This window comes from Fangia hongkongensis FSC776 = DSM 21703, assembly GCF_000379445.1.
GTDB lineage: Bacteria > Pseudomonadota > Gammaproteobacteria > Francisellales > Francisellaceae > Fangia > Fangia hongkongensis.
The window spans coordinates 38,393-59,013 of sequence record NZ_KB902270.1 but is presented as its reverse complement, the minus strand read 5'-3'; the positions used below and the strand labels follow the sequence as shown (position 1 = coordinate 59,013).

24 protein-coding genes and 1 tRNA gene are annotated in these 20,621 nt (G+C 36.4%); 13 read left to right on the top strand and 12 right to left on the bottom strand.

From position 1 onward, the window contains the following. Position 1: 1 nt before the first annotated feature. The 3 genes from A37Q_RS0109830 to A37Q_RS0109820 are packed head-to-tail and all read left to right on the top strand — an operon-like array spanning position 2 to position 3,238. Positions 2 to 268, top strand: a complete 267-nt coding sequence (locus tag A37Q_RS0109830) for a hypothetical protein (RefSeq protein ID WP_018300100.1) — start codon at positions 2 to 4, stop codon at positions 266 to 268. After that, positions 265 to 2,712, top strand: a complete 2,448-nt coding sequence (locus A37Q_RS0109825; RefSeq protein ID WP_018300099.1) for a phage head spike fiber domain-containing protein — start codon at positions 265 to 267, stop codon at positions 2,710 to 2,712. Before A37Q_RS0109830 ends, A37Q_RS0109825 begins: the two co-directional genes overlap by 4 nt. A gap of 25 nt (positions 2,713 to 2,737) precedes the next feature. Continuing rightward, positions 2,738 to 3,238: a hypothetical protein gene (locus A37Q_RS0109820; protein ID WP_018300098.1), complete on the top strand. Its 501-nt coding sequence runs from the start codon at positions 2,738 to 2,740 to the stop codon at positions 3,236 to 3,238. A gap of 494 nt (positions 3,239 to 3,732) precedes the next feature. On the opposite strand, the gene A37Q_RS0109810 is transcribed toward A37Q_RS0109820, so the two are convergent. The 8 genes from A37Q_RS0109810 to A37Q_RS0109775 all read right to left on the bottom strand — a co-directional run bounded on the left by A37Q_RS0109810 (position 3,733) and on the right by A37Q_RS0109775 (position 6,752). After that, positions 3,733 to 4,005, bottom strand: coding sequence for a hypothetical protein (locus A37Q_RS0109810; protein WP_018300096.1), 273 nt, complete (start codon positions 4,003 to 4,005; stop codon positions 3,733 to 3,735). Then, positions 4,006 to 4,134 carry a hypothetical protein gene (locus A37Q_RS16550; protein ID WP_018300095.1) on the bottom strand — a complete coding sequence of 43 codons (129 nt, stop codon included), beginning with the start codon at positions 4,132 to 4,134 and terminating at the stop codon, positions 4,006 to 4,008. Continuing rightward, positions 4,124 to 4,339, bottom strand: coding sequence for a hypothetical protein (locus A37Q_RS0109800; protein WP_018300094.1), 216 nt, complete (start codon positions 4,337 to 4,339; stop codon positions 4,124 to 4,126). Before A37Q_RS0109800 ends, A37Q_RS16550 begins: the two co-directional genes overlap by 11 nt. Then, positions 4,321 to 4,488, bottom strand: a complete 168-nt coding sequence (locus A37Q_RS16280; protein ID WP_018300093.1) for a hypothetical protein — start codon at positions 4,486 to 4,488, stop codon at positions 4,321 to 4,323. The genes A37Q_RS0109800 and A37Q_RS16280 overlap by 19 nt, the downstream gene beginning before the upstream one ends. A gap of 133 nt (positions 4,489 to 4,621) precedes the next feature. Next, positions 4,622 to 4,696: transfer RNA gene (locus tag A37Q_RS0109790), tRNA-Gln, on the bottom strand. Between the two features lie 25 nt (positions 4,697 to 4,721). Continuing rightward, on the bottom strand, positions 4,722 to 5,588 hold the full coding sequence (gene ispE / locus A37Q_RS0109785) for a 4-(cytidine 5'-diphospho)-2-C-methyl-D-erythritol kinase (RefSeq protein ID WP_018300092.1): 867 nt from the start codon (positions 5,586 to 5,588) through the stop codon (positions 4,722 to 4,724). Next, positions 5,573 to 6,253: a lipoprotein insertase outer membrane protein LolB gene (gene lolB / locus A37Q_RS0109780; protein ID WP_083907042.1), complete on the bottom strand. Its 681-nt coding sequence runs from the start codon at positions 6,251 to 6,253 to the stop codon at positions 5,573 to 5,575. The genes ispE and lolB overlap by 16 nt, the downstream gene beginning before the upstream one ends. Next, the gene (locus A37Q_RS0109775; RefSeq protein ID WP_035405178.1) at positions 6,204 to 6,752 is read right to left on the bottom strand and encodes a gamma carbonic anhydrase family protein; all 549 of its coding nucleotides are present in this window, start codon (positions 6,750 to 6,752) and stop codon (positions 6,204 to 6,206) included. The genes lolB and A37Q_RS0109775 overlap by 50 nt, the downstream gene beginning before the upstream one ends. Before the next feature lie 72 nt (positions 6,753 to 6,824). Here A37Q_RS0109775 and A37Q_RS0109770 point away from each other — a divergent pair, with 72 nt between their 5' ends. The 4 genes from A37Q_RS0109770 to A37Q_RS0109755 all read left to right on the top strand — a co-directional run bounded on the left by A37Q_RS0109770 (position 6,825) and on the right by A37Q_RS0109755 (position 10,668). Next, entirely contained in the window at positions 6,825 to 7,754 is a 930-nt protein-coding gene (locus tag A37Q_RS0109770; RefSeq protein ID WP_018300089.1) for a ketopantoate reductase family protein, read from the top strand. Then, positions 7,751 to 8,296, top strand: coding sequence for a GNAT family N-acetyltransferase (locus A37Q_RS0109765; RefSeq protein ID WP_018300088.1), 546 nt, complete (start codon positions 7,751 to 7,753; stop codon positions 8,294 to 8,296). Before A37Q_RS0109770 ends, A37Q_RS0109765 begins: the two co-directional genes overlap by 4 nt. Before the next feature lie 57 nt (positions 8,297 to 8,353). Then, positions 8,354 to 9,391, top strand: coding sequence for a glucokinase (locus A37Q_RS0109760; RefSeq protein ID WP_018300087.1), 1,038 nt, complete (start codon positions 8,354 to 8,356; stop codon positions 9,389 to 9,391). A 104-nt stretch (positions 9,392 to 9,495) separates the two neighbouring features. Next, positions 9,496 to 10,668 (top strand): acyl-CoA desaturase, encoded by a 1,173-nt coding sequence (locus A37Q_RS0109755; RefSeq protein WP_018300086.1) that lies wholly within the window; start codon positions 9,496 to 9,498, stop codon positions 10,666 to 10,668. A 64-nt stretch (positions 10,669 to 10,732) separates the two neighbouring features. Here the strand turns inward: A37Q_RS0109755 and A37Q_RS0109750 are convergent, their stop codons facing one another. Further along, positions 10,733 to 11,980, bottom strand: coding sequence for an alpha/beta fold hydrolase (locus tag A37Q_RS0109750; RefSeq protein WP_018300085.1), 1,248 nt, complete (start codon positions 11,978 to 11,980; stop codon positions 10,733 to 10,735). 212 nt (positions 11,981 to 12,192) lie between these two features. Between A37Q_RS0109750 and pyrF the strand changes: the two genes are divergently transcribed. The 3 genes from pyrF to A37Q_RS0109735 all read left to right on the top strand — a co-directional run bounded on the left by pyrF (position 12,193) and on the right by A37Q_RS0109735 (position 14,555). Next, positions 12,193 to 12,954, top strand: a complete 762-nt coding sequence (gene pyrF / locus A37Q_RS0109745) for an orotidine-5'-phosphate decarboxylase (protein WP_018300084.1) — start codon at positions 12,193 to 12,195, stop codon at positions 12,952 to 12,954. Further along, positions 12,947 to 13,828 carry a sulfurtransferase gene (locus A37Q_RS15195; protein ID WP_018300083.1) on the top strand — a complete coding sequence of 294 codons (882 nt, stop codon included), beginning with the start codon at positions 12,947 to 12,949 and terminating at the stop codon, positions 13,826 to 13,828. The genes pyrF and A37Q_RS15195 overlap by 8 nt, the downstream gene beginning before the upstream one ends. 145 nt (positions 13,829 to 13,973) lie before the next feature. Then, complete coding sequence (locus tag A37Q_RS0109735) at positions 13,974 to 14,555, top strand: hypothetical protein (RefSeq protein ID WP_018300082.1); 582 nt, start codon at positions 13,974 to 13,976, stop codon at positions 14,553 to 14,555. Here A37Q_RS0109735 and A37Q_RS0109730 read toward each other — a convergent pair. Both A37Q_RS0109730 and A37Q_RS0109725 read right to left on the bottom strand, forming a co-directional pair. Then, on the bottom strand, positions 14,538 to 15,809 hold the full coding sequence (locus A37Q_RS0109730) for a lipopolysaccharide biosynthesis protein (protein ID WP_018300081.1): 1,272 nt from the start codon (positions 15,807 to 15,809) through the stop codon (positions 14,538 to 14,540). The genes A37Q_RS0109735 and A37Q_RS0109730 overlap by 18 nt on opposite strands. Before the next feature lie 20 nt (positions 15,810 to 15,829). Beyond that, entirely contained in the window at positions 15,830 to 16,153 is a 324-nt protein-coding gene (locus A37Q_RS0109725) for a TusE/DsrC/DsvC family sulfur relay protein (protein WP_018300080.1), read from the bottom strand. Positions 16,154 to 16,330: 177 nt separating this feature from the next. Here A37Q_RS0109725 and A37Q_RS0109720 point away from each other — a divergent pair, with 177 nt between their 5' ends. Beyond that, entirely contained in the window at positions 16,331 to 16,606 is a 276-nt protein-coding gene (locus A37Q_RS0109720; protein ID WP_018300079.1) for a hypothetical protein, read from the top strand. Positions 16,607 to 17,016: 410 nt separating this feature from the next. Here the strand turns inward: A37Q_RS0109720 and A37Q_RS15190 are convergent, their stop codons facing one another. Beyond that, on the bottom strand, positions 17,017 to 17,526 hold the full coding sequence (locus A37Q_RS15190) for a P-loop NTPase family protein (protein WP_018300078.1): 510 nt from the start codon (positions 17,524 to 17,526) through the stop codon (positions 17,017 to 17,019). A 247-nt stretch (positions 17,527 to 17,773) separates the two neighbouring features. On the opposite strand from A37Q_RS15190, the gene A37Q_RS0109705 reads away from it, so the two are divergent. Further along, positions 17,774 to 19,573 (top strand): hypothetical protein, encoded by a 1,800-nt coding sequence (locus tag A37Q_RS0109705; protein WP_018300077.1) that lies wholly within the window; start codon positions 17,774 to 17,776, stop codon positions 19,571 to 19,573. Between the two features lie 171 nt (positions 19,574 to 19,744). After that, positions 19,745 to 20,611 (top strand): glycosyl hydrolase family 18 protein, encoded by an 867-nt coding sequence (locus tag A37Q_RS0109700; RefSeq protein ID WP_018300076.1) that lies wholly within the window; start codon positions 19,745 to 19,747, stop codon positions 20,609 to 20,611. Positions 20,612 to 20,621 lie beyond the last annotated feature (10 nt).

Genomic DNA, 20,621 nt, shown 5'->3' with positions numbered 1-20,621 from the left:
TATGAAATTTACACTGACACAAGCAAATCCAGAATCTGAAATTTTCAGTCATTCAGGTGGAGAAATACAAGTTCAATCAGCTGGTACTTACGGTGGAGCAACAATTAATATGAGCGTGGCTCAAGATGACTTAACTTTTGTGGTATTAGATGATTTTAGTATGACTAAAGATGATGTTCTTAATGTCAATATTAAGGCAAACAGTAAGTATAAATTTTCTTTAACTTCTGCCACTGGTTCAACCAATATTGAGGTTAGTATCATATGAGTAATTTAGTTATAAGACCAGGTGCTGGAGGCGTTACTCCAGATGAAGTTAATCAAATCATTAATTCGTTAAAAGGAATTGCAAATGGAATTGCCTCTTTAGATGGAACAGCAAAGGTTCCAGTGGAGCAGTTACCAGTAAGTTTTGTTGATTTAAAAGGTGTTTGGGATGCAGCTACGAATACTCCAACTTTGGCAAGTGGTGTTGGAACAAATGGTGATATGTATTATGTTAATGTTGCTGGATCAACTAATTTAGATGGAATAACGGATTGGAAAGTTGGAGATTTTGCTTTATTTGTTGGAGGTGCTGAGAATCGATGGTATCAAATTGACAATGAACTATCACAAGCAGAAGTACTTAACTTTGTTGAAAAAGTAAATTTAGCGACAGGATACACTTTAGCAGGCGGTACTTCTACTAAAACACTTACTGTTTCTGAAGATTCGACAATAGATCAGAATTTAGCTACTACGGCAAGCCCGACACATGCTGACCTTACTTTAACAAATCAACAAAATCATACTTTATTGTCATCAAATGGAAGCGGACAAATTATAGGTGCCACTTTAACAGATGCAAATGTTTTTATTGGTGATGTATCTAATGATCCTGTTTCAAGAACCATTAGTGGAGATGCAACACTATCAAATACAGGTGTTTTAACGGTTAATCAAGCTTCTGATACTGTGGCAGGTAAAGTTGAGTTGGCGACTAGTGCTGAAACCGTTACGGGTACAGATACAACAAAAGCAACTACCCCCGCAGGCGTAAAAGCCGCTATTGATCCATTATTTTCTTTCAACAGGCAGATATATTGGGATGGTACGGATAACCCAAATTCCTCTGTTTGGTCTGTGGCTGGCACACTTGGCGGAACTGCCGCATATAATGCGACTGATGACTATGTTAGGCTTACCCCAGATGCGGGCGGTCAAAGTGGCACGCTACATTGGGTAAAAGAACAAGGATCGAGATTAAAAATAATATTTGAATTTAGAACAGCGAGACCAAATCCCAGTGCTGACGCTGTTTATTTATTTATAAATTCTACATCTTTACCAGATAATGAAGATAGTTCTACTGGAGGATATTTACTAGCCTTTGATGAGTGGCAAAATGAAGTACAATTACAATATGATGGAAGTAGTGTTGCGACGCTATCACTATCAGGATCGGTATGGGCAGATGATATATGGCATAGAGCAGAATTTGAAATAAATTACAATAATATATCCGTCGCATTAGATGGTACAATTATTTTAGAGCATAAAGATATAAATGGCCGTAATGTCAGTGGCAATTTAATAGGTATTGGAGCTAGAAATGGAGGGGCGGGTAATTTACATGATGTCCGTAGAGTAGAAGTTTACACTGATGATACAGGAATATATCAAAATGCTAATTTTGACAAAATATACGCGCCTAAACCATTTGAAGACGATCATATAATATCTAAATTGGTAGACACTCCATTTGGTGGAATAGGTCACTATGAGAATATGCTGACTTGGTCGGAAGCGTTAGACAATTCTAACTGGGTTAAACAATCTAATGTCACTGCCACTTATAATAACGACACTGCACCTAATGGCGAAAATACGGCCGATACTGTGGAGTGGACAAGCGCAGGATTAGGTATCCGCCAATCAAGTATAGGTGTCAGTAATGGCCAAACATACACATTTTCGGTATGGGGGAAAATAAAAGCTGGCACAAATAATGAGATAAGTATTGATATTGGCGATGGCGCAGCTAAATCAATATTTTTAACATCTAAAATGGAGAGGCATTTTGTAACATTGACTGCTGGATCATCTGATTGGATTGATATTACCCATAATGAAACAAGTACTTTTGCATTTTGGGGTTGGCAATTATCAGAAGGGAGTGACAAAAACGTATACGTACAGACTGGTGGAATATCTACTAGTGACAATCAAGGTTGCGCTATAAATGGTAAGTTGAATATCCAAGACGGTGGAATTGTTATCGATGCGATCCCTACTGGCGCCACAAGGTCTATTATTTTTAGCGAAGAAACTAATTCACAAGTTCTGACGATAGAATATGCGGCGAGTGCGTCCGAAAATAATAAAATATTTGGTGACAAACCTATTTTAGTTGATACATTAGTACGTAATTCCACCACTTTTTCATCTAGCACAAATACAAACGCACTTCAAAATCCGTCTATCATAAGATGCACTGATACGTCTTCCGCGAGAACGCTGACAGTATCATCTTCTACTATTCAGCTAGGCAAATTTAGCGAGGTATTTGAATTTATTGTTAAGGATGAATCAGGTGGAGCAGGTACAAACAATATCACAATTGATACCGAAGGTTCAGAAACAATAGACGGTGCTACTTCTGTAGTAATATCTGTAAATTATGGCGCTGTTAGATTGTATAGTGATGGGTCTAATTTGTTCACTGTATAGATGTGTAATATGAGGGTTAGTTTATATGATTCGGAAAAGCAGATTTACATTGTGGCAGGATATTTTAATAAAAATTATTGAAGGGGTATTTTTAACTATGAGTATGTACGTGACAAAAAGAATGAATATTTACATTGCGTTTGCGATGTTGATGATGATATCAATTATAAGCTGGACAGTATTTATGATAAAGGATTGGGTTAATTATACTTTTTTTGAAGTATTAAACTCGAGTATAACAAACACCCCATTAGCCGTATTATCGATATTGACTATTATTTCATTTAAAATTAAAGAGCTAAGAAAATATAGATTTACTATCACATTTTTATTTTTGTTATATACATTTGGAAATGGCACTTATTTTTTGATTGTTGATTTGATGAATAGCGCAAATTACTCAAATAATATTATATCAATGTGGGCATTTATCACTGATGTAGTTATGGCTCTTGGGGGAATGTTTCTATTGCTATTAATATTAGATGACAGAGATGTGGAGAATAAAAATGGGGTTCATAATTGATCTGTTAACCAATATAAAAGACGGTTTTTTAAAGAAGTCATTATATTTCGTTCTAACTGGAATAATAGCAGTCATAACCTATTTTACGGCTTATAATAGTGGCTCTAATCATGCCAAATATCAATGTTTATATGAATCGAATAAGCTTAATACAAAAATAGAAAAGGAAATGCATGAGTACAGGATAAGTTTGGATAAAATTTATCAGGAGAGGGTAGATGAAATTAAATCAAATCATAATAGTAATATTCATGACAAGCATTAGTGGTTGCGCCAAATATCCTGCCAATATTATTAACCCAATATTGATACCAAATAATGTTTTAACTAGAACAAAAACTGAAAACATCAACACATCGCAACAAGCTTTAGAAATATGTAATGCTAAGATAGATTACATCAACAATTACATACATAAATATAATTCGCTTATATTTGAATCAATCCACCAGTAGGTAACTTAAATGATGAGTGATGAATATTTTAAAAGATAGTTATTCGTCTTTATTTCGACCTCTGATGTGAGCTAGAACAATAGTTCCTAGAGCTCCAAGACCTATTCCTGATCCTGTCCATGGTTGATCATGGTAAATCAAATATGATGATGCAATTATTCCAGTCATACCAATAATAAATGCAAAAAACTGTCCTATAATAGCTTCTTTATTTCTAGCTTTTTGAGCAATTTCATACACGTGCGCTTTCTTTTGTTCGATTTTGATAAGCTCATTTTGGCTGTTATGTCTGAAATCTTGTTCTTTCCTCATTTATTCAAAAAAGAAATTTGCAGCATTAGGGTACATATCAACATATTTTTGCATATGCTCTGGATGTGGTAAAGGTGCTTGATATGTTTCTTGAATTTCTATCTGATGCTTATGGTTTTTATTGCTCATATTTATTCTTAAGTTTATTCAGAGCGTTATCGTAATCCAACCTTATATTCTGCGCATCTTTACGTAGGTTTTCAATATCTTTATTTTTACCATATAAATCACTAATAGTTATTTTTGACTCGATTTTGTCAGAAAAATTTGGAATATTTTGTCTTAGAGAAAATGCCGAAGAGTTTAAATATAATTTCATTTTATTTGATTCCATTTTTCTATTTTCACCTTACCTATAGCATTGCTAAAATCAATTTCAAGTGCATTTCTATCACGTTTAATTTGCTCTTCAAATGAATCAAGCGCCCCATATTTTTTAGCGTATTTATGGGTATCAATATCAATATTTACATGATATAACATTATGTTGCATTTTCAAAATTTTGTGTCTTTCTATATGGAAAAAATAGGGTGGTATATTTTTCTGTAGAGCCCCATGTGCACCCCAGATCTAATTTTGTAATTTTGAAAAGCTCCAAGGAATCCTTGTGTTATATGGCTGGGCTGGCAGGATTCGAACCTGCGCATGACGGGATCAAAACCCGTTGCCTTACCGCTTGGCGACAGCCCAGTGTTATCGGTTGTAACCCCAGTGTTTATGCTGGATCACATCTCTCGACAGGTGCAAAGTTTAATGTTTTTACTATCCAACTGTCAACACCTTTTTCTAATTTTTTCTGATTTATCAAAAGCTTGTCAAAATCTGTACTTAAAAGATAAAAACAGGCGCCAGTTCCAGTCAATTTAAAGGATGCTTTATCTGGAAGTGTGGATAGTAAATGGCGAACTTCTGGGTGCAGTATATTGATTACAGGTAAAAAGACATTTTCTAAGTGCTCAGGGTCTTTTATATCATGCGCTGATAATGAGGGCTTATTCTTTACTAATAGTGGATGGGAGAAAATTTCTTTAGTATTGGCATGAAAAGGGGGCTTTATAATTAGCGCATATTGCTCTTTATATGGTTTTTTCGTCAACTTTTCACCAATACCTTCTGCCCATGCAGCATGTTGATAGAGAAAAATAGGGACATCAGCACCGAGCGTGACACCAATTTCCATTAATTGATCAAGTGTCAGTTGGCACTGCCAAATTTCATTTAATGCAATCAATGTTGTTGCCGCATTTGAGCTTCCGCCGCCAAGTCCTGCGCCCATTGGGATACGCTTTGTTAAATTGACTTCAATTGCCTGTGGGTTACTGCCATATTCTAAAAGTGACAAGGCAGCTTTATAAATAAGATTATCTTCAAGTGTTCCAATGGTAATATTGCTCTTTAGATTCAGAAGATTATGATGCTTGATGGGCTCGAAAGAAAGTGTATCTTTCAAATCAACAAATTGAAACCAACTTTGAAGATTATGATAACCATCATCACGCTTTCCAGTGATATGCAAAAACAAGTTGATTTTAGCATAAGAGAAATAAGAGTACGTTTTATTGGTGATTATTTGATAGTCCATGATGAAATAATAAGGGTTACTTTAATATCATTGCGTGTAAAGATGATTTTTTGTGGTAGAGGGTAAGTGCTCATAAAAAGCGCATAGTTTTGATAGCTAATTTTCCAGTGTGATTGTGAAAGCGTTTTGATGAGTCCCAAGTTATTTAAGGTGTATTTATGTGGAACCTTAGGGACATATAGCCCACGCGCCCAGTAGTACATGCCTTTAATGGGGATTGCCCATCCCAGCTGTTGACGCATTAAACTTTCAGCTGTGGTTGCTGTGATTTTATCACCTTTAGAAGTAGTCATGATTACCTTGCTAGCAGAGCCTTCAAACGTTGTGCTACCAATACCAAGTGGGCCATAGACATTAAGGAAATAATTGTTTAGTCCTTCTTGTTTCCATATATAGTTAGCAGAGTGGCCTTTTCCATCGATAATAATTCCAATCACGCCTGTTGCTTGCCAGTGATCAATATTAGCTAGCTTCTTTTGATATGCCTCCCAAGCGACTTTAGGTGCCTTGGTGTCAGGTACAGGTGAGTGATTAACAGTGGCACATCCTGAAAATAAAATAACAAAGAATAAAAGTGCTATTTGCCACATGAATCTTCTTGCTTTTAAATTACTATTAATATCCATAAGTCCTTGCATCATTGATATGTTCGTTTTTAACTTCATTATAGTTCATGGCATTTTGTAAAATGTAACTTTTTTCCTCTTCGGTTAACGCACGAATGCGTTTTGCTGGAGAGCCAACATATAAATAACCTGATTCCAGTTTCTTTTTGGGTGCAACCACAGAGCCAGCTCCAACAATCACATCATCCTCAATTACTGCGCCATCGAGAATAATGGCACCCATTCCAATGAGACACCGGCTACCAATATGACAGCCATGAATAATAGCGCCATGCCCTACGGTAACATTCTCGCCAATAACAACATCAAATCCAGTACCGTTTTTGTCAAAAAACTGTGTTGTATGGATTACACTATTATCCTGAATATTGGTATTTTGCCCAATTCTAATAGGTAGAAGATCGCCTCTTATGCTTACATTTGGCCAGATGGATACATCTTTTGATAGGGTAACATCGCCTGTTACAGTTGCCATGGAGTCGATAAAAACGCCATCAGAAAGTGTTGGTGAAATGTTATTAAATATTCGAACTGGCATCGCGCTGGTATTGCTTTTTACATCCATGTTGGCAATATAACATGCTAGAGAGTGATTCCCAAGGAGGTTGTGATGCAAGTTAGTGTTATTGGTATGGGTGCAATTGGTGGAATGATTGCAGCAAGATTGCAAATGAGTGGCGCTCATACTGAAATTGTAGTGAAACCAAGTAATTGCTTATATAAAAAAAGAACCTTAACTTTACATGAAAAAAACAAAAAGTCGGTAGTTGAATTTGAGCATGTATTGACAGATATAAGTAAACTCACAGGGGAGGTTGTTTTTATTTGCACAAAATCAACGGCAAATAAGCTCTTATTTCCACAGTTGTCCAGCCTTAAAAATAAAACTTTTGTGATTGTTCAAAATGGCATTGGAGAGGAGGAGAGACTTGCAGAGGATTTAGGTGACTCAAATAGTATTTATGGTGGGGCGACACGAATAAAAGTGACAAAGTGTGATGATAATGTAACTGTTCATAATGATTTAAATGATTTTATTTACGGGCCGCTTGGTTCGAAAAAGGCAGTCAATAAAAAGCTAAGCGACATCTTGGCACTTATTTTTACAGATGTGCAATTGTGCCCAAATCTATTTCAAGCGCGCTTTCCAAAGCTTGTTATTAGTGCAGCGATGAATGGGTTAAATGTATTATATAATAAGGACTTATACATATTATCACTCGATAATTCTTTTAAAGACAAAGTGCTTTTGCTTGAAAAAGAAGTGCTCAGGATCGCACAAGCGTATAAAGTGGATATTAAGCCATTTATGGCGGAAGTTATCTTGCCAAAGCTGTCACTTCCTCACTATAAAGGCGTGAACTTAAGCATGCAGGATGACTATCTGGCAGGCAAAAAGATGGAGCTCGAAAGTATTTATGGCAATTTACTTCAACTTGCAAGCAGTAAAAATATAGATGTGCCTGAATTAAGTGCTTTATATCAGAAACTTAATTTGCTCGAGGGAAACGAGACAGTATATGAAAGGGGTAATGCATGATAAAAGTCTCTGAGTCTATTGAGCTCAAGGCGCTCTTGCTAACAGATAGTGAAATGATACATCAAGTAAAAGAGCAAAATAGAGCGCATTTGGCGCCGTGGCATGACTGGGCGACAAAAAAAGAGTGTTTACAAGATACACAAAATTTTATCATTTCAACGCAAAAAGAAGCTGCTGAAGGCATTTCTTTAAGCTTGGGAGTATTTTATCAGGATCAGTTTATTGGCATGCTTGGATTTAATAAGCTTGATGCTACCATGAAGCAAGCTGAAATGGGCTATTGGTTGGCAGAGAAATACACGCAAAAAGGGATTATGACAACCTCTGCCAAAGCACTGATAAAATATGGCATTGATGTCTTAGAGATAAGACGTTTTTCAATAGACTGCGCCGTGCATAATATAAAAAGTCAAAAAGTGGCAGAGCGCTTAGGGTTTTGCTATGAGGCGTTTTTGCCTAAGAATGAAAAAGTAGGCGAGATGTACTTTGATCATAAACGCTATATTTTTGAGGTAAAACAAAATATGACTGATCTTATGTGATTACTGGCAAATAGACTTTGACAGCCCGTTTCTTTCCTTGAATAATATGATCACAAAATGCCTACAAAGGAAGATGCCAAAGAAATGATTGTTCTGTCGGGTGATGTTGGTGGTACAAATACAAGATTGCAACTCACGAAAAATGTAAATGGGGTTACTGAAGCGATTGTTGTTAAGAAATACTTAGCGGCTGAATATAAAAGTCTCTCTGATGTCATCAGACGATTTTTAAAAGAAGCAAAATTGGGCAAAGAGGAGATTAAAGCGGCATCATTAGCTGTAGCGGGTCCTGTCAAAAATGGTGCTATCGAATTTACGAATCTTCCGTGGGCAATTACAGAAAAAGAATTGGCTGAAGTATTATCCTTGCCACTTGAGAAGGTAAAGCTTATCAATGATTTTGCGTCAATTGGTTATGGGCTTGAGAGTTTGAAAACATCTGAACTCGTTTGTTTGCAACAGGCACCGATTGATGAAAATGCACCGATTGTGATGGTGGGCGCGGGAACTGGGCTTGGCATGGGGGTGGTCACCAAAGTGGATGGTGTGACACACGTTTATCCTTCAGAAGGTGGACATCAGGACTTTGCGCCTGTGAATGATGAGCAGATCGAGTTATTTCAATTTCTAAAAAAGAAACTTCATAGAGTTTCTATTGAACGCATCTGTTGTGGCCCTGGCTTGGTTAATATCTATCATTATGTTGTTGCGAATCCTTTATACAATCAACCAGAATCACCAGAGCTTAGACGCGATATGCACAGAGGCTTAGATCAAGCGCAACTTATTACAAAGTATGCTATTGAGAAAGGAGATCCTATGGCATTAAGAGCACTTGATATCTTTATTAGCGTCTATGGTGCTGTGGCTGGAAATATGGCACTTGCAACATTACCAAGGCAGGGCTTATATATTGTCGGTGGTATTGCACCTAAATTAATTGATCAAATTAAAGATGGACGCTTTATTAATATGTTTAATGATAAAGGTAGAATGTCAGGTTTAATGAAAGAAATTCCAGTATATGTTGTTATGAACACCGATGCTGGATTAAATGGCGCTGCAAAATATGCTGAAATGTTGTGCAAAAAATAATCTTTATGTTTTGCCAAATATCGTATATGATGGAGCTGGACGTTGGATTTAACACTATTTAGAAGTATAATACCCCATATGATTTAGGGGAGGGCTAGTAAAATATGAGTAACACGAAAAAGCAACCGATCGATTTAAAAAGCGTATTGGTTCTTACACTAACACCTATTGCGGCAGTGATTTTCATTCCGTATTATGCAATTACTTATGGTTTTTCATTGGCAGACTGGTTATGGTTTGCCTTTTTTATGATGGCAACGGGTCTTTCGATTACAGCAGGTTATCACCGCCTGTGGTCACACCGTGCCTATAAAGCAAATGCGGTGTTAAAAATATTTTTTATGCTATTTGGTGCTGGAGCATTACAAAACAGCATTATTAAATGGTCTTCAGATCATCGTAAGCATCACCGCTTTGTTGATGATAAAGAAATGGATCCTTATGCAGCAACTAAGGGCTTTTGGTATAGCCACTTTGGTTGGATGTTAAGAGAACTGCCAAAAAAAGTCGCTAAAGTAGAAAACGTTGCCGATTTGCAAAAAGATAAAATTGTCGCATTTCAAGATAAATACTACGTGCCACTGGCTATTTTTATGTGTGCGATATTACCGATGTTAATCGGTGCAACTTATGGCAGTATCGGTGGATGTTTATTATTGGCAGGTTTGTTAAGACTTGTGCTAAATCATCATTTTACCTTCTTTATCAACTCTCTGGCGCACATTTGGGGTAAGCAGCGTTATTCAGATGAAACCACAGCGCGTGATAATCCTTTGTTATCTTTGGTAACCTATGGTGAGGGGTATCATAACTTCCATCACAAATATGCTGGTGATTATAGAAATGGGGTAAAGTGGTATGATTTTGACCCATCTAAATGGGTAATTTACTTATCTTCTAAAATTGGCTGGGCTTATGATTTAAAGACAACGCCAAAACCTGTCATTGAAGCAGCAAAAGCCTCTATGCAGTTAAAACATACTCAGGATAAATTGAATAAGAAGAAATCGGATAATCGTTATATTGAGACTATTATGGATTTTGAAACACGCTTAGAGCTTCAATACAAAACCTTATTTGAAAGCATTAAAGCATGGGCAAAAGCCAAGCAAGAGCATTTAAAAGCGCAAAAAGAGAAGCAATCAGCTAGCCATTTAAGTCAGCTAAAAGCGCATTACAAATCTTTAAAGCGTAAATTTAAAGCTGAAAAGAAAATTTGGCGTGCTGTCTCAAGTTCATCTTCTAATTTAACGCAAACGACTTCAAAAGCAGCCTAGAATAAGCATATCGAGTTAAGCAATCAGCTGAGATGGAAAGTGTTTTCTGATTGATGTAAAGCAGTTATAAGCGTTTTTGTAAACGCTGATGCAATCCTTTGATAATCTTATCTTTTTCATCTCTTAATGCTCCATGCGCATCTTTTGTATTTTTCCATACATGACAATTTTGAATGGATTTTGCCATTTCAAGTGAGTAGTCATAATCAACATAAAAATCATTTTTATAGACAACAGCAATAACAGGCACGGGATTTTTTTCGAGCTTTTTGAGGTCAAATAAGGCGGGCCAGTGATGCTGAGCGAGCGCTTCAGCTGTAAAACTATAGGGAGCTAAAAGCGCATAGTCACTGAAAGTGGATTGACGAATATTCTCACCATAAAAGTAAGGAATACCCTTGCCATTAAAATGCTGACTGTCCTTCATGAGCTTTTCACTTGCCCAAGCACTTTTAGCTTGATGGCAATAAATTGACTCATGTAAAAGTGCGTAGATTGGATTTTCTTGATAAGGCAGTAGATCGCAGATGGATTTAACAAAACGCCAGCTTAAGCTGTTTTGAGCATCATCATAAAAAGGGCTATCTAATAGCGTTTCAAGTTTATAAAAACCATCTTTGCTCCCAAGTAAATAACCAACGTTTAAAAACCGCTCAAGGCTTAGTATGCCACCATCAGGAAGCTTGTAAGGAGCTTTTGTTAAAATCTCACCTATGCGCTTTATATTGTGTTTGGTTTTTATGGAGGCGTGTTGATAAAATGCTTTATTCACTTTAATGGTATTGGCTAGTAGCTTTTTATAGATATCAAGCGTGTCATAGTGAGAAAGTGGTGGTAAACCTCCAGCGATCATTACACCTTTTAGCGCCTCTGGGTAGTAAGATAAATAACTAAGTGCGCTAAAGCCGCCATAGCTTTGCCCTAATACAAACCAGGGCTTGTTATTGAACTTTTCTCTTCTGAGTGACTCACAGTCATGAATGATATTATCAGCGCGAAAGTGAGTTAAGTACTCTGCAAAGTCGTGAGTGCTTCGATTTTGGATACTATCGATTGGCGTACTTTTGCCTGTCCCTCGAGCATCAAAAAGAACAACTCGATAATGCTGAAGGGCATATTGAATCCACGGCATATTTTTATAATCACGCACAGACTCAAACCCGGGGCCTCCCTGCAAATATAAAAGCACATCATTGGTGTTGATATCTTTTCGGTACAGCTCTTTGGCATAAACTGAAATGGTGGCTGTGTTTTTAGATTGGTAATTAAGTGGCACGGTGATCGTGTGATCAACACTAATAATATCTGGCATCTCTATATTTAGTTATAAAAGCACATGATATTAGTTTCTCGCTTTTAAGATTATTGTCAATCACAGGCGGGCATTTTAATAATTATTTTGAGGTATTTTAGGCATCCTTTGTTCTTAAGCTCAAAATGATGAGTGATTGAGGTATCACATTTAATTAGAGTTATGTTATAGTACACACTCAATGTTGTTTCAACTCATTGAACGAGGTTAGAATGAAATTTCCTTACTTGAATTCATCAGTACATCCAGTCTCCCATAAATTAGCGCAATATACCTGTGATAAAAAGAGCAATTTGGCTGTATCAGCGGATGTTACCACCGCAAAAGAGCTGCTTGCTTTGGCAGAGTCAGTTGCTGATCATATCGTTATTTTAAAGACGCATATTGATATCATCACCGATTTCACACCTGATTTAACTGAAAAATTAAGAGCACTTGCTGATAATGCTGGTTTTTTGATCTTTGAAGATAGAAAGTTTGCGGATATTGGTAATACGGTTATGCATCAAGTGCGAGATGGTGTGTATCAAATCAGTCGTTGGGCGGATATTATCAACGCACATCTTTTACCGGGGAAAGGCATTATCGATGGCTTAAAGGCAGGATGTCAGGGGCGTGAAATAGGGCTTTTACTATTAGCGCAAATGAGTAGTAAGAATAATCTTTTTAGTGATAGCTATACAAAAGAGACCGTCCGCACAGCTGAAATCAATAAAGATTTTGTCATGGGCTTTATTGCTCAGGAGAAACTGAGTGATGATGAGGATCTGATTACGATGACCCCCGGTGTAAATATGGCGAAAAAGGGCGATAATCTTGGGCAGAATTATCATACTCCACAGCAGGTTATTCAAGATAATGGCAGTGATATTGTTATTGTAGGCAGGGGTATTTATGCAAGTGATGATCCCAAAAGTGCAGCGCTTAGCTATCAGCAGGCAGCTTGGTCAGCATTAGAAGTTAGAAATGCTTGATGAGCTGGCTGAATATCCATTAGTAGATTGTAATTCTCTATATAAAAATCACCTGCTAGGTGAAGCTGTTGTTCTTGAAGTGACATTGAAGTCAGTGAACTTCGCCACAAAATTAAATTCTCAATCAGGTAGTACTTCGGGGCATAAATATTTTGATATAGAAAAGTTCAGTCGACAGGATTTGCCTTTCCCATTGCCACATATGATGGTTAATCAAATTTGCTTTGAAAATTTAATGATGGCAAATAATATAAGTCATGACCAGATAGTTATTCTCTATGAGCCACAAGGCACCTATGCAAGCCCAAGAGCATGGTGGATGCTAAAGTCTATGGGACACAAAAAAGTCTTTATTCTAACTGATAACTTATCTGAGTGCGTGGAAAGGGGTGACTTTGTGATTAGGTCCTCTGGCCGTGAAAATAGTAGGTATACTGCTCAGTATAATAGTCGCTTTTTTTGTAATATGGATTTCATTAAAGAGGCATTAAGCTCACCTTGGAAGTATCAAATAGTGGATGCACGCTCTAAAAGACGGTTTGAAGGTGAGGAAAAAGAGCCTAGAGAAGGACTTTTAGGAGGGCATATACCTTATGCAATTAATCTGCCATTTACTACGTTACTTTCAAATGGACAGTATGTCAGCCTTGAGAGGATCAAACAATATTTTAAAGAGTTAAAATTAGACTCCGGTAAACACATTATTTTCACATGTGGCTCTGGTGTCACTGCATGCATTTTAGCGCTTGCAGCTTATATGATCGGTTATAAAAATCTTTCTGTATATGATGGTTCTTGGAGTGAGTGGGGGCTAAAAGAGCTCAATAATCCAATTGAAACTGGACCTTCAAAGTTAACAATAAATACGATGTAATTAAAAATGGTGTTGATTTTTTTATGATCTATTATCGCACATTATATTGAGAGAAAAGCCATATTGTTTTAAGCATATAATGTGTTTAAATACGCAAGCAAAGTTAGGAAGGTCTAAACACTAAACAAAGTAAATAGGAGATAAAATGTCAAACGTTTATAAGAGAAGCTATTTTTGGAGCGCGTTGGTTTTAGTTTTAGTGATGATGTTTTCGATCACGCATGTATATGCTGGAGAAGATGAGCAAAAGTCTACTCCAATCACTATTTCTGATGTTGAAAAGGCGCAATCTGAATGGGCTAAAGGGATTGTCTCTATTGGTAAAGCCTATCAAGATCACAAAGATTATAAAGAGGTGACGGTCGAGTTAATTGAAAAGTTATATGCCTATAACTATGAGCATGGCGTTGTGTTGTTTAAGCCAACAAAAGCGGCTGAAGTACCATTTAGACCAACTAAAGCCTCTGCATTATCTTATTTTATTGGTGGAAATAAAAACTTTAAAGAGGATAAAGGCTTTGCGCTACAGCCATGGACTAAAGTGGTTTTCCACAATAGTGAAATGTACTTTCACAATGATTTAGCCATTGCTATGGGTGAGTATGACTTTACAGATACGAAAGGGAAAGTAACCACGGTTGAGTATACTTTTGGGTATGTTAAAGACCCTAAAACAGGCGCACTAAAAATTGTGTTACATCACTCATCGTTACCGTTTAGCGGTTAAAAAACTAAATATTGTCGGATTGATTTTAAGTTTTGTTATGACAATAACAAGCAAATAGATATTCCAATACATCATGGCAATAACCGAGGCGATGGCAACGCCGTAAGCTTGGTAGAAGGGAATTAGGATAATGCCAAGGATGATGTTAATCATCAGTGCAACATAAAATACACGGCAAGTGGTTTTTTCAAAGCCAGACATATTCAAAATAGTAAATACACTGCCACATAAGACATTAATAATCTGGCCAATCATCAGCACACAAAAGAGATAATATGCTGCTGTATAAGCCTCGCCATATAATAGTGTAATCCAATAACCTGAGCTTATCAGGGCAATGATAACAATTGCTGAGAGAGAGACAATAATGCGTGTGTAGCTTGTTATTTTATGCTGAAACTTCTCATGTGATAAGTATTTATAATCATTAGCAACTTGCGAGAGAATATTTGAGCTAACAGCATTTAACACAAAAACAACCAGCGCACTTAACTGAAGTGCAACCGCATAATAGGCAATATTTTCATTGGTAGAGAAGAACTTCAAAAGCACAATATCAACTTGCGCGAGCAATAAATTCCCCCATTTTAACAGCATAAAGGAGAGGTTGCTTCCCTTCGGCTTTAACGAGTGAAGCCCATGTTTAAAACTCATTTTTCCCCACAGGATGAGCATATAAACACTAATACTAATAAACATTAAACAAACAAGTATCTCTGGTGCATGTAGTCCATAACTAAAGAAAACAACAATAATAGCCAGCATGATAATCCGCATAAAAAACTGGATTAAGTTTGCATAGACCACTTTTCTGTTGGCAATGAAAAACGATTGCAGCAAATTGGCAATAAAAAAAGGAATCACAAATAAAAAGGCAAATACTTCAATCCAATTAGGTGTTTGATTCATTAAAATAAAATAAAGTGCGGTGAGAATAAGTGCGATGCATATCATTAAAAGGCCTTTTTTAAAAAACCAGTTTTGAATGCAAAATATCTCATGTGATCTTTTTGACCCTGTGTTCTCTGACCAGCCCCAGCTGCGAGCCAAAATACCATCGGCGCCAAGTGTTGCGATGACAGCAATAATGGTGGCAGCGGTAACACCAAACATATACTGACCATATTGTGACACTTCAAAATAGCGTGCCAATAAAATGGCAGAAAAAAAAGCAGTCAGCTGGCCAAGACCTTGTACGAACATGGTGAGTATTGATTTAATGAGTATGTCATTAGCGAGTAGTTTTTTAATCATAGGAGTGTAAACCTTGATGCTTATATGCAACGTTTTGGTTTTGGGAGGCCTGCAATTTTTGCCGCTTGCACAGCAGGGGATACAGGGAAAAGCTGCTGCAAATATAAGCTATTACCAAGGGCTGCGCCATGCTTTTCTTTGAGTGATTTAACAAGAATACGTATTGCAGGTGATTTTTGCTCTTTTTGATAATATTCACGTAGAAAATAAATAATTTTCCAATGCGCTTCAGTTAGTTCAATGGCCTCATCTTTGGCAATTTCATTCGCAATAGTTTGGTCCCAATCTAAATAGTTTGTTAAAAAACCATCTTGATTGGTGATATCTTTTAAAGTTCGGTGCATCTTATCTATAGATCATTAGCTGATATAGCTATAGTATACTAATCACAACGTATTTTGCAGTTTTTCTGACGTTTAATCTGACGCTTTTGAGGCTTTAAGTTTTGGCGAATATCATCTAGTGCTGTTATGATAGCGAGTTTACATTAGAGATGATTTATCCGTAAAAAGGAGATAAGTGTGATTAAAATTGCGGGGCGACATAAGTCAGTTCCAAGGGAGCTTAAAAGAGCATTAACGCATTACCTAGCAAGTGATACAAAGGTTGTTATGAATGATATATGCTCTTGTCGCCATGCTTATGCATCTGGCTATTTAAAAGTTATTCATGAGGATGGACTCAGAGTAAAACTTCGAGGTTATTATGGCAGTGGTATCGTGAACTTTTTTGTCATATTTTCAACTGATGAGGCAAAGAATTCAGCTATTTCTAAGATCAAGGGTGCTTTTGATTAAATGAATATGAGCGCCATGCAATCATTTACAATGTGAGATAAGAGAAAAGGTAAATCATTCTCTGTTGAACTATAGAGAGGGAGGGAGTGTAAGGGAGTGTTTCAACAGAGAATTGGTTTCTCTATCAGGAGAGAGAAGGGGAGAGAGGGAAGTGTAGAAAATCCTGATAGAGATTTGGCTTATGCAAAGCGCATAAATTACTTGTACATAAAGTAAGTTGTATTACGATCACCGTCTTCAACTTTGTGTTGTCGGACATAGTCAACGTATAAATCAAATAGCTTCATCATCATGCTCCTTGTTTATTATGTGCTTAACAAGTGTTGTTGGTATGATCTAATGGTAACAAGGGAAAAAATAAAAAGCTGTTTCAAGTGCGTAACAATGCGTAACAGTATTGATACATATAGCTATTTAATGTTGTTTAAAGATTTAAGTTGCTTGCTATTGGTGATTTCAACAAAGGGTGTTGTTGGATAAGTTTTCTTATACTGCTTAATTTTATCTTGTACGCGGTTTTCAAAATGCCACATGTATTTAATCAATTTAAAACGCAGTTTCTCTGGACAATTATTCGCACGATCATCAATATGCTTTGATTTTATCAATAAACGTTTTATTAATCGGTATAAACAAATAAATTTGTTGAAGTTAAAATACAATACCAAATCAGCTGCCTGCCAACGTAGCTCTAAGCTTCCAAGGCTATTGCCATCAATAATCCATGTTTTGCTATTGATGATCTGCATCTGTATTTGCATAAATTCCTCAGTGTCACGCTCAGCCCAATTTGATACAAAAAAGAATTTATCTAAGTGATATAAAGGGGTTCCGGTACGAAGTGAAAGCTGATGTGCAAAGGTTGATTTGCCACTTCCGGGTCTACCAAATATTATGATTCGTTTAAATTCTCCATTCATGCTTTTTTCCAACAGATAACTGAGTACAGGTGAGTGTAACTTAGCATTAATTCTAGGTTAAATAACAAAAAGTGCGACAGCTGAAGCGTATTTTGCTTTAGGAGATATTGACAAAGCTGATTAGTATTTGAGCCAAATAGATTTTGAGTTAAATAATTCTCATTAGTCTGTTTTATAAATGAATTCCCTAAAAACGATGAGGTTATAGAGGGAGTGATTAAATTAGATAGGAAATTAGGAGATTGAAATGAAAAAGCAACTACTTGCTCGTACTATGCTTTTAGCAGGGGTTTCCCTAGGTTGTGGCAATGCAATGGCTGTAGGAGAGATAAATGATATTCATAAGAGAAATATTGATAAATACCTATTTGCTAAAAAGCCACTTACAATTAGTGAAACAGTTTTTGTTGGTGACCCGCTTTATCCAGATGGAACAGTGGCGAATCGTCAGTGTCTTTCCAGTGAAGCTGGAGCAGCTGATATGATTGTAGGCAACTATATTGCAAATATTAAAACCTCAGCAGATTCAGATCATACTGATATGTTGGATGAGTTTAATTTAAATAATGATGTTAAGGTCTCTTTTGGCTTATTTAAGGGCCAAGATCAATTTAAATTAACTAAAAAGGTGGAAAAATCAAGCGATCAAATTGTTTATACATTTTATAGTATCGGCAAGAAGACCGTTTCTCTTAAAAACCTTCCTGAATTAAGTGAACTTGGAAAAACAAAAGCACAGGCGCCAGAAGAATTTAAATATGCTTGCGGTACAGAGTATGTCAATGCAATTGATATGGGCGCTTATGTTATTAGTAACATTGCTATTAAGACAGATTCTGCAACGACAACTGATGAGCTAAGTAATCACTTAAAAACGTCTTATGGAAGTTTTGCTGATCTTACCAATGACGTACAAAATTTGGCAAAAACAAATGCTATGCATGTAAGTATATCAGTTGATACTGCGCAATATGGTTTAGATGCCGAAAAAATTGCTAATATTTATGCTAAATATGGCGCAACAGATAATTTAATTAATTGTGGGGTTAGTAATCTTAGTGCATGTAAAAATATTGCCGAAAGTGTTTTAGACTATATGACAAAAGATTTTAAAGATCAGCTCACAAGAATTTCAAAAGCCATGAGTTATGAAGCATTGCAAAGCGCCCAAGCGATTATGATTGGTAAGCCAGCAACAAGGAGTATGGAGACTATTGTTGATGAAGATGTTGGGACACCAAAAGAGTTTTCAGCTGAGGCGCAAAAACTATTTGATGCTTTAAATGATTATATAAAGCTTCAAACCTCCATTGAAAAATTAGCTGAACTTTTACCACCTGGACACAGGTTGGTGTCTGAGGTAAGTGGATTAAAGGATATTACAGATAAGAATATCACTATATTGAGGGGAAAAGTTAATTTATGTTTTGCTGAAGGATTTGAGAATTGTAAAGCAGATTTTTCAAATTTAACGCCATATCCACAAGAGAGTGTGAAAGCTATGGATTTCTTTGCAAAATTGGCGCGGGTGAATATTGCCAACCCATCAGATCCTAGTTCATCTGTATCACATTGGGATGGGATGTCAGGCGACTTAAACCCAGCTTTTCACGGTTATATGCTATGGGATAATGCAGAAAAATCGCTTCTTATTAGCTCTCAAACTGCAGGCGCTTATACCTATAAAGGTGCCATATATGCACAAGGCGATGATAAAGTACTTTGGGGGCATAATTCTGATCTAAGGGGTATGTATTTTGTCCATGATGGCGCAAGCTTATTTTCCTTTGGTAATAGAACCTTTGTATTGACACGAGATAGTTATACATACACGATGAGCATACTGGACTGGGATTCACCAAAAATAGAGCAGTGGGATGATCTAGAAAAGGAAATGAGAAACTATAATTTTGTTGAGTATTTTGGCAGCTCAAGGAAGGGTGATTTTAGAGACTTCTATCCCGGCGTGATGAAGCTGCATTATTATCCACTTAAGTCAAATGTTGATCTTGATAATATCAAAAATATAACAAAGAAATATAAATAGATATCAACAAAGTTCTCAAAGAACATCTAATTCAGGATGTAAGAAGTCAGTCATTCTCTTTGAGTTAAATGATCGTAGGGGTTCATTTACTTTTAGAGAATTACTGATGTCTTGAGGAAAAATTGAATGTTTAACCAACTGAAGAGTTGAAAATTAACATAGGAGAAGATGATGTCTATTCGACAAAAAATAGTCATTGTAATAGTTTCAGTTATGTCATTTCTGTTTGTTGCACATGCAAATAGTGTACTTCCACAAAATATTGTATCGCTTTACAAAACAACATGGCAGCCTGGGCTTTCAGATAGCCATGTCAACCTTGCCTTGAGTGCTTTTGCGGGAGTTAAGGGCACAGAAATTGGTCAAGAGTCTGGAGGGGATAATTTAAATCCTAATTTTGATTGGTTCTCAAATCAGATTGAAGGTGCTACTAATATTTTATCTCTGGGAGGCTCTAATGAAAGACTATTTACTCCAGATATGGATAATGTAGAGATTGTAGCTAGAAATATTGTAGAGTATGTTCGTAGATACAATTTTGATGGTGTAGATTTTGATCTAGAATATGGGGCAGGAAGAAAAGCTAATACAACTTTGCCTAAATTAATTCTAGCGATTAGAAAACTAGATCCAAATATGATTATTATGGCAGCACCTCAAACCTATAATGGTATTGTTTGGGGCGCTAGTGGATTAACAAGTTTTGAGCCTTTATTGAAAGAAGGAGCATGTGGTGATCGAGATTGTTTTGACGCAGTATGGTTGCAAAATTATAACAATAGTCATGACAATGACTTTCAATATGGGTGGGATCAAGTCGAAAAAGCTTTAACAAATGTAAATAACCAAAATTTACAAACTAAATTTATTATAGGCTCTAACACGCCTTTGAATCCATCTCAAATAATTATGCCAAAAAAGCAAAAATATAGTAAAAACTTTGGAGGGTTTGGAGTTTGGCCAACACTTAATCAGATTGATAATATGCGTGATATATTGCAAGCTTTTGCTAATGCGTTCTCTGATAGAAGCCTTTAGTAGTTAAATA

What these genes read in the sequence shown, in the direction of transcription:
- A37Q_RS0109830 (WP_018300100.1), top strand. Translation starts at nt 2, where the DNA reads ATGAAATTTACACTGACACAAGCAAATCCAGAATCTGAAATTTTCAGT.
- A37Q_RS0109825 (WP_018300099.1), top strand. Translation starts at nt 265, where the DNA reads ATGAGTAATTTAGTTATAAGACCAGGTGCTGGAGGCGTTACTCCAGAT.
- A37Q_RS0109820 (WP_018300098.1), top strand. Translation starts at nt 2,738, where the DNA reads ATGATTCGGAAAAGCAGATTTACATTGTGGCAGGATATTTTAATAAAA.
- A37Q_RS0109810 (WP_018300096.1), bottom strand. Translation starts at nt 4,005, where the DNA reads ATGAGGAAAGAACAAGATTTCAGACATAACAGCCAAAATGAGCTTATC.
- A37Q_RS16550 (WP_018300095.1), bottom strand. Translation starts at nt 4,134, where the DNA reads ATGAGCAATAAAAACCATAAGCATCAGATAGAAATTCAAGAAACATAT.
- A37Q_RS0109800 (WP_018300094.1), bottom strand. Translation starts at nt 4,339, where the DNA reads ATGGAATCAAATAAAATGAAATTATATTTAAACTCTTCGGCATTTTCT.
- A37Q_RS16280 (WP_018300093.1), bottom strand. Translation starts at nt 4,488, where the DNA reads ATGTTATATCATGTAAATATTGATATTGATACCCATAAATACGCTAAA.
- ispE (WP_018300092.1), bottom strand. Translation starts at nt 5,588, where the DNA reads ATGGACTATCAAATAATCACCAATAAAACGTACTCTTATTTCTCTTAT.
- lolB (WP_083907042.1), bottom strand. Translation starts at nt 6,253, where the DNA reads ATGAAGTTAAAAACGAACATATCAATGATGCAAGGACTTATGGATATT.
- A37Q_RS0109775 (WP_035405178.1), bottom strand. Translation starts at nt 6,752, where the DNA reads ATGCCAGTTCGAATATTTAATAACATTTCACCAACACTTTCTGATGGC.
- A37Q_RS0109770 (WP_018300089.1), top strand. Translation starts at nt 6,825, where the DNA reads ATGCAAGTTAGTGTTATTGGTATGGGTGCAATTGGTGGAATGATTGCA.
- A37Q_RS0109765 (WP_018300088.1), top strand. Translation starts at nt 7,751, where the DNA reads ATGATAAAAGTCTCTGAGTCTATTGAGCTCAAGGCGCTCTTGCTAACA.
- A37Q_RS0109760 (WP_018300087.1), top strand. Translation starts at nt 8,354, where the DNA reads ATGCCTACAAAGGAAGATGCCAAAGAAATGATTGTTCTGTCGGGTGAT.
- A37Q_RS0109755 (WP_018300086.1), top strand. Translation starts at nt 9,496, where the DNA reads ATGAGTAACACGAAAAAGCAACCGATCGATTTAAAAAGCGTATTGGTT.
- A37Q_RS0109750 (WP_018300085.1), bottom strand. Translation starts at nt 11,980, where the DNA reads ATGCCAGATATTATTAGTGTTGATCACACGATCACCGTGCCACTTAAT.
- pyrF (WP_018300084.1), top strand. Translation starts at nt 12,193, where the DNA reads ATGAAATTTCCTTACTTGAATTCATCAGTACATCCAGTCTCCCATAAA.
- A37Q_RS15195 (WP_018300083.1), top strand. Translation starts at nt 12,947, where the DNA reads ATGCTTGATGAGCTGGCTGAATATCCATTAGTAGATTGTAATTCTCTA.
- A37Q_RS0109735 (WP_018300082.1), top strand. Translation starts at nt 13,974, where the DNA reads ATGTCAAACGTTTATAAGAGAAGCTATTTTTGGAGCGCGTTGGTTTTA.
- A37Q_RS0109730 (WP_018300081.1), bottom strand. Translation starts at nt 15,809, where the DNA reads ATGATTAAAAAACTACTCGCTAATGACATACTCATTAAATCAATACTC.
- A37Q_RS0109725 (WP_018300080.1), bottom strand. Translation starts at nt 16,153, where the DNA reads ATGCACCGAACTTTAAAAGATATCACCAATCAAGATGGTTTTTTAACA.
- A37Q_RS15190 (WP_018300078.1), bottom strand. Translation starts at nt 17,526, where the DNA reads ATGAATGGAGAATTTAAACGAATCATAATATTTGGTAGACCCGGAAGT.
- A37Q_RS0109705 (WP_018300077.1), top strand. Translation starts at nt 17,774, where the DNA reads ATGAAAAAGCAACTACTTGCTCGTACTATGCTTTTAGCAGGGGTTTCC.
- A37Q_RS0109700 (WP_018300076.1), top strand. Translation starts at nt 19,745, where the DNA reads ATGTCTATTCGACAAAAAATAGTCATTGTAATAGTTTCAGTTATGTCA.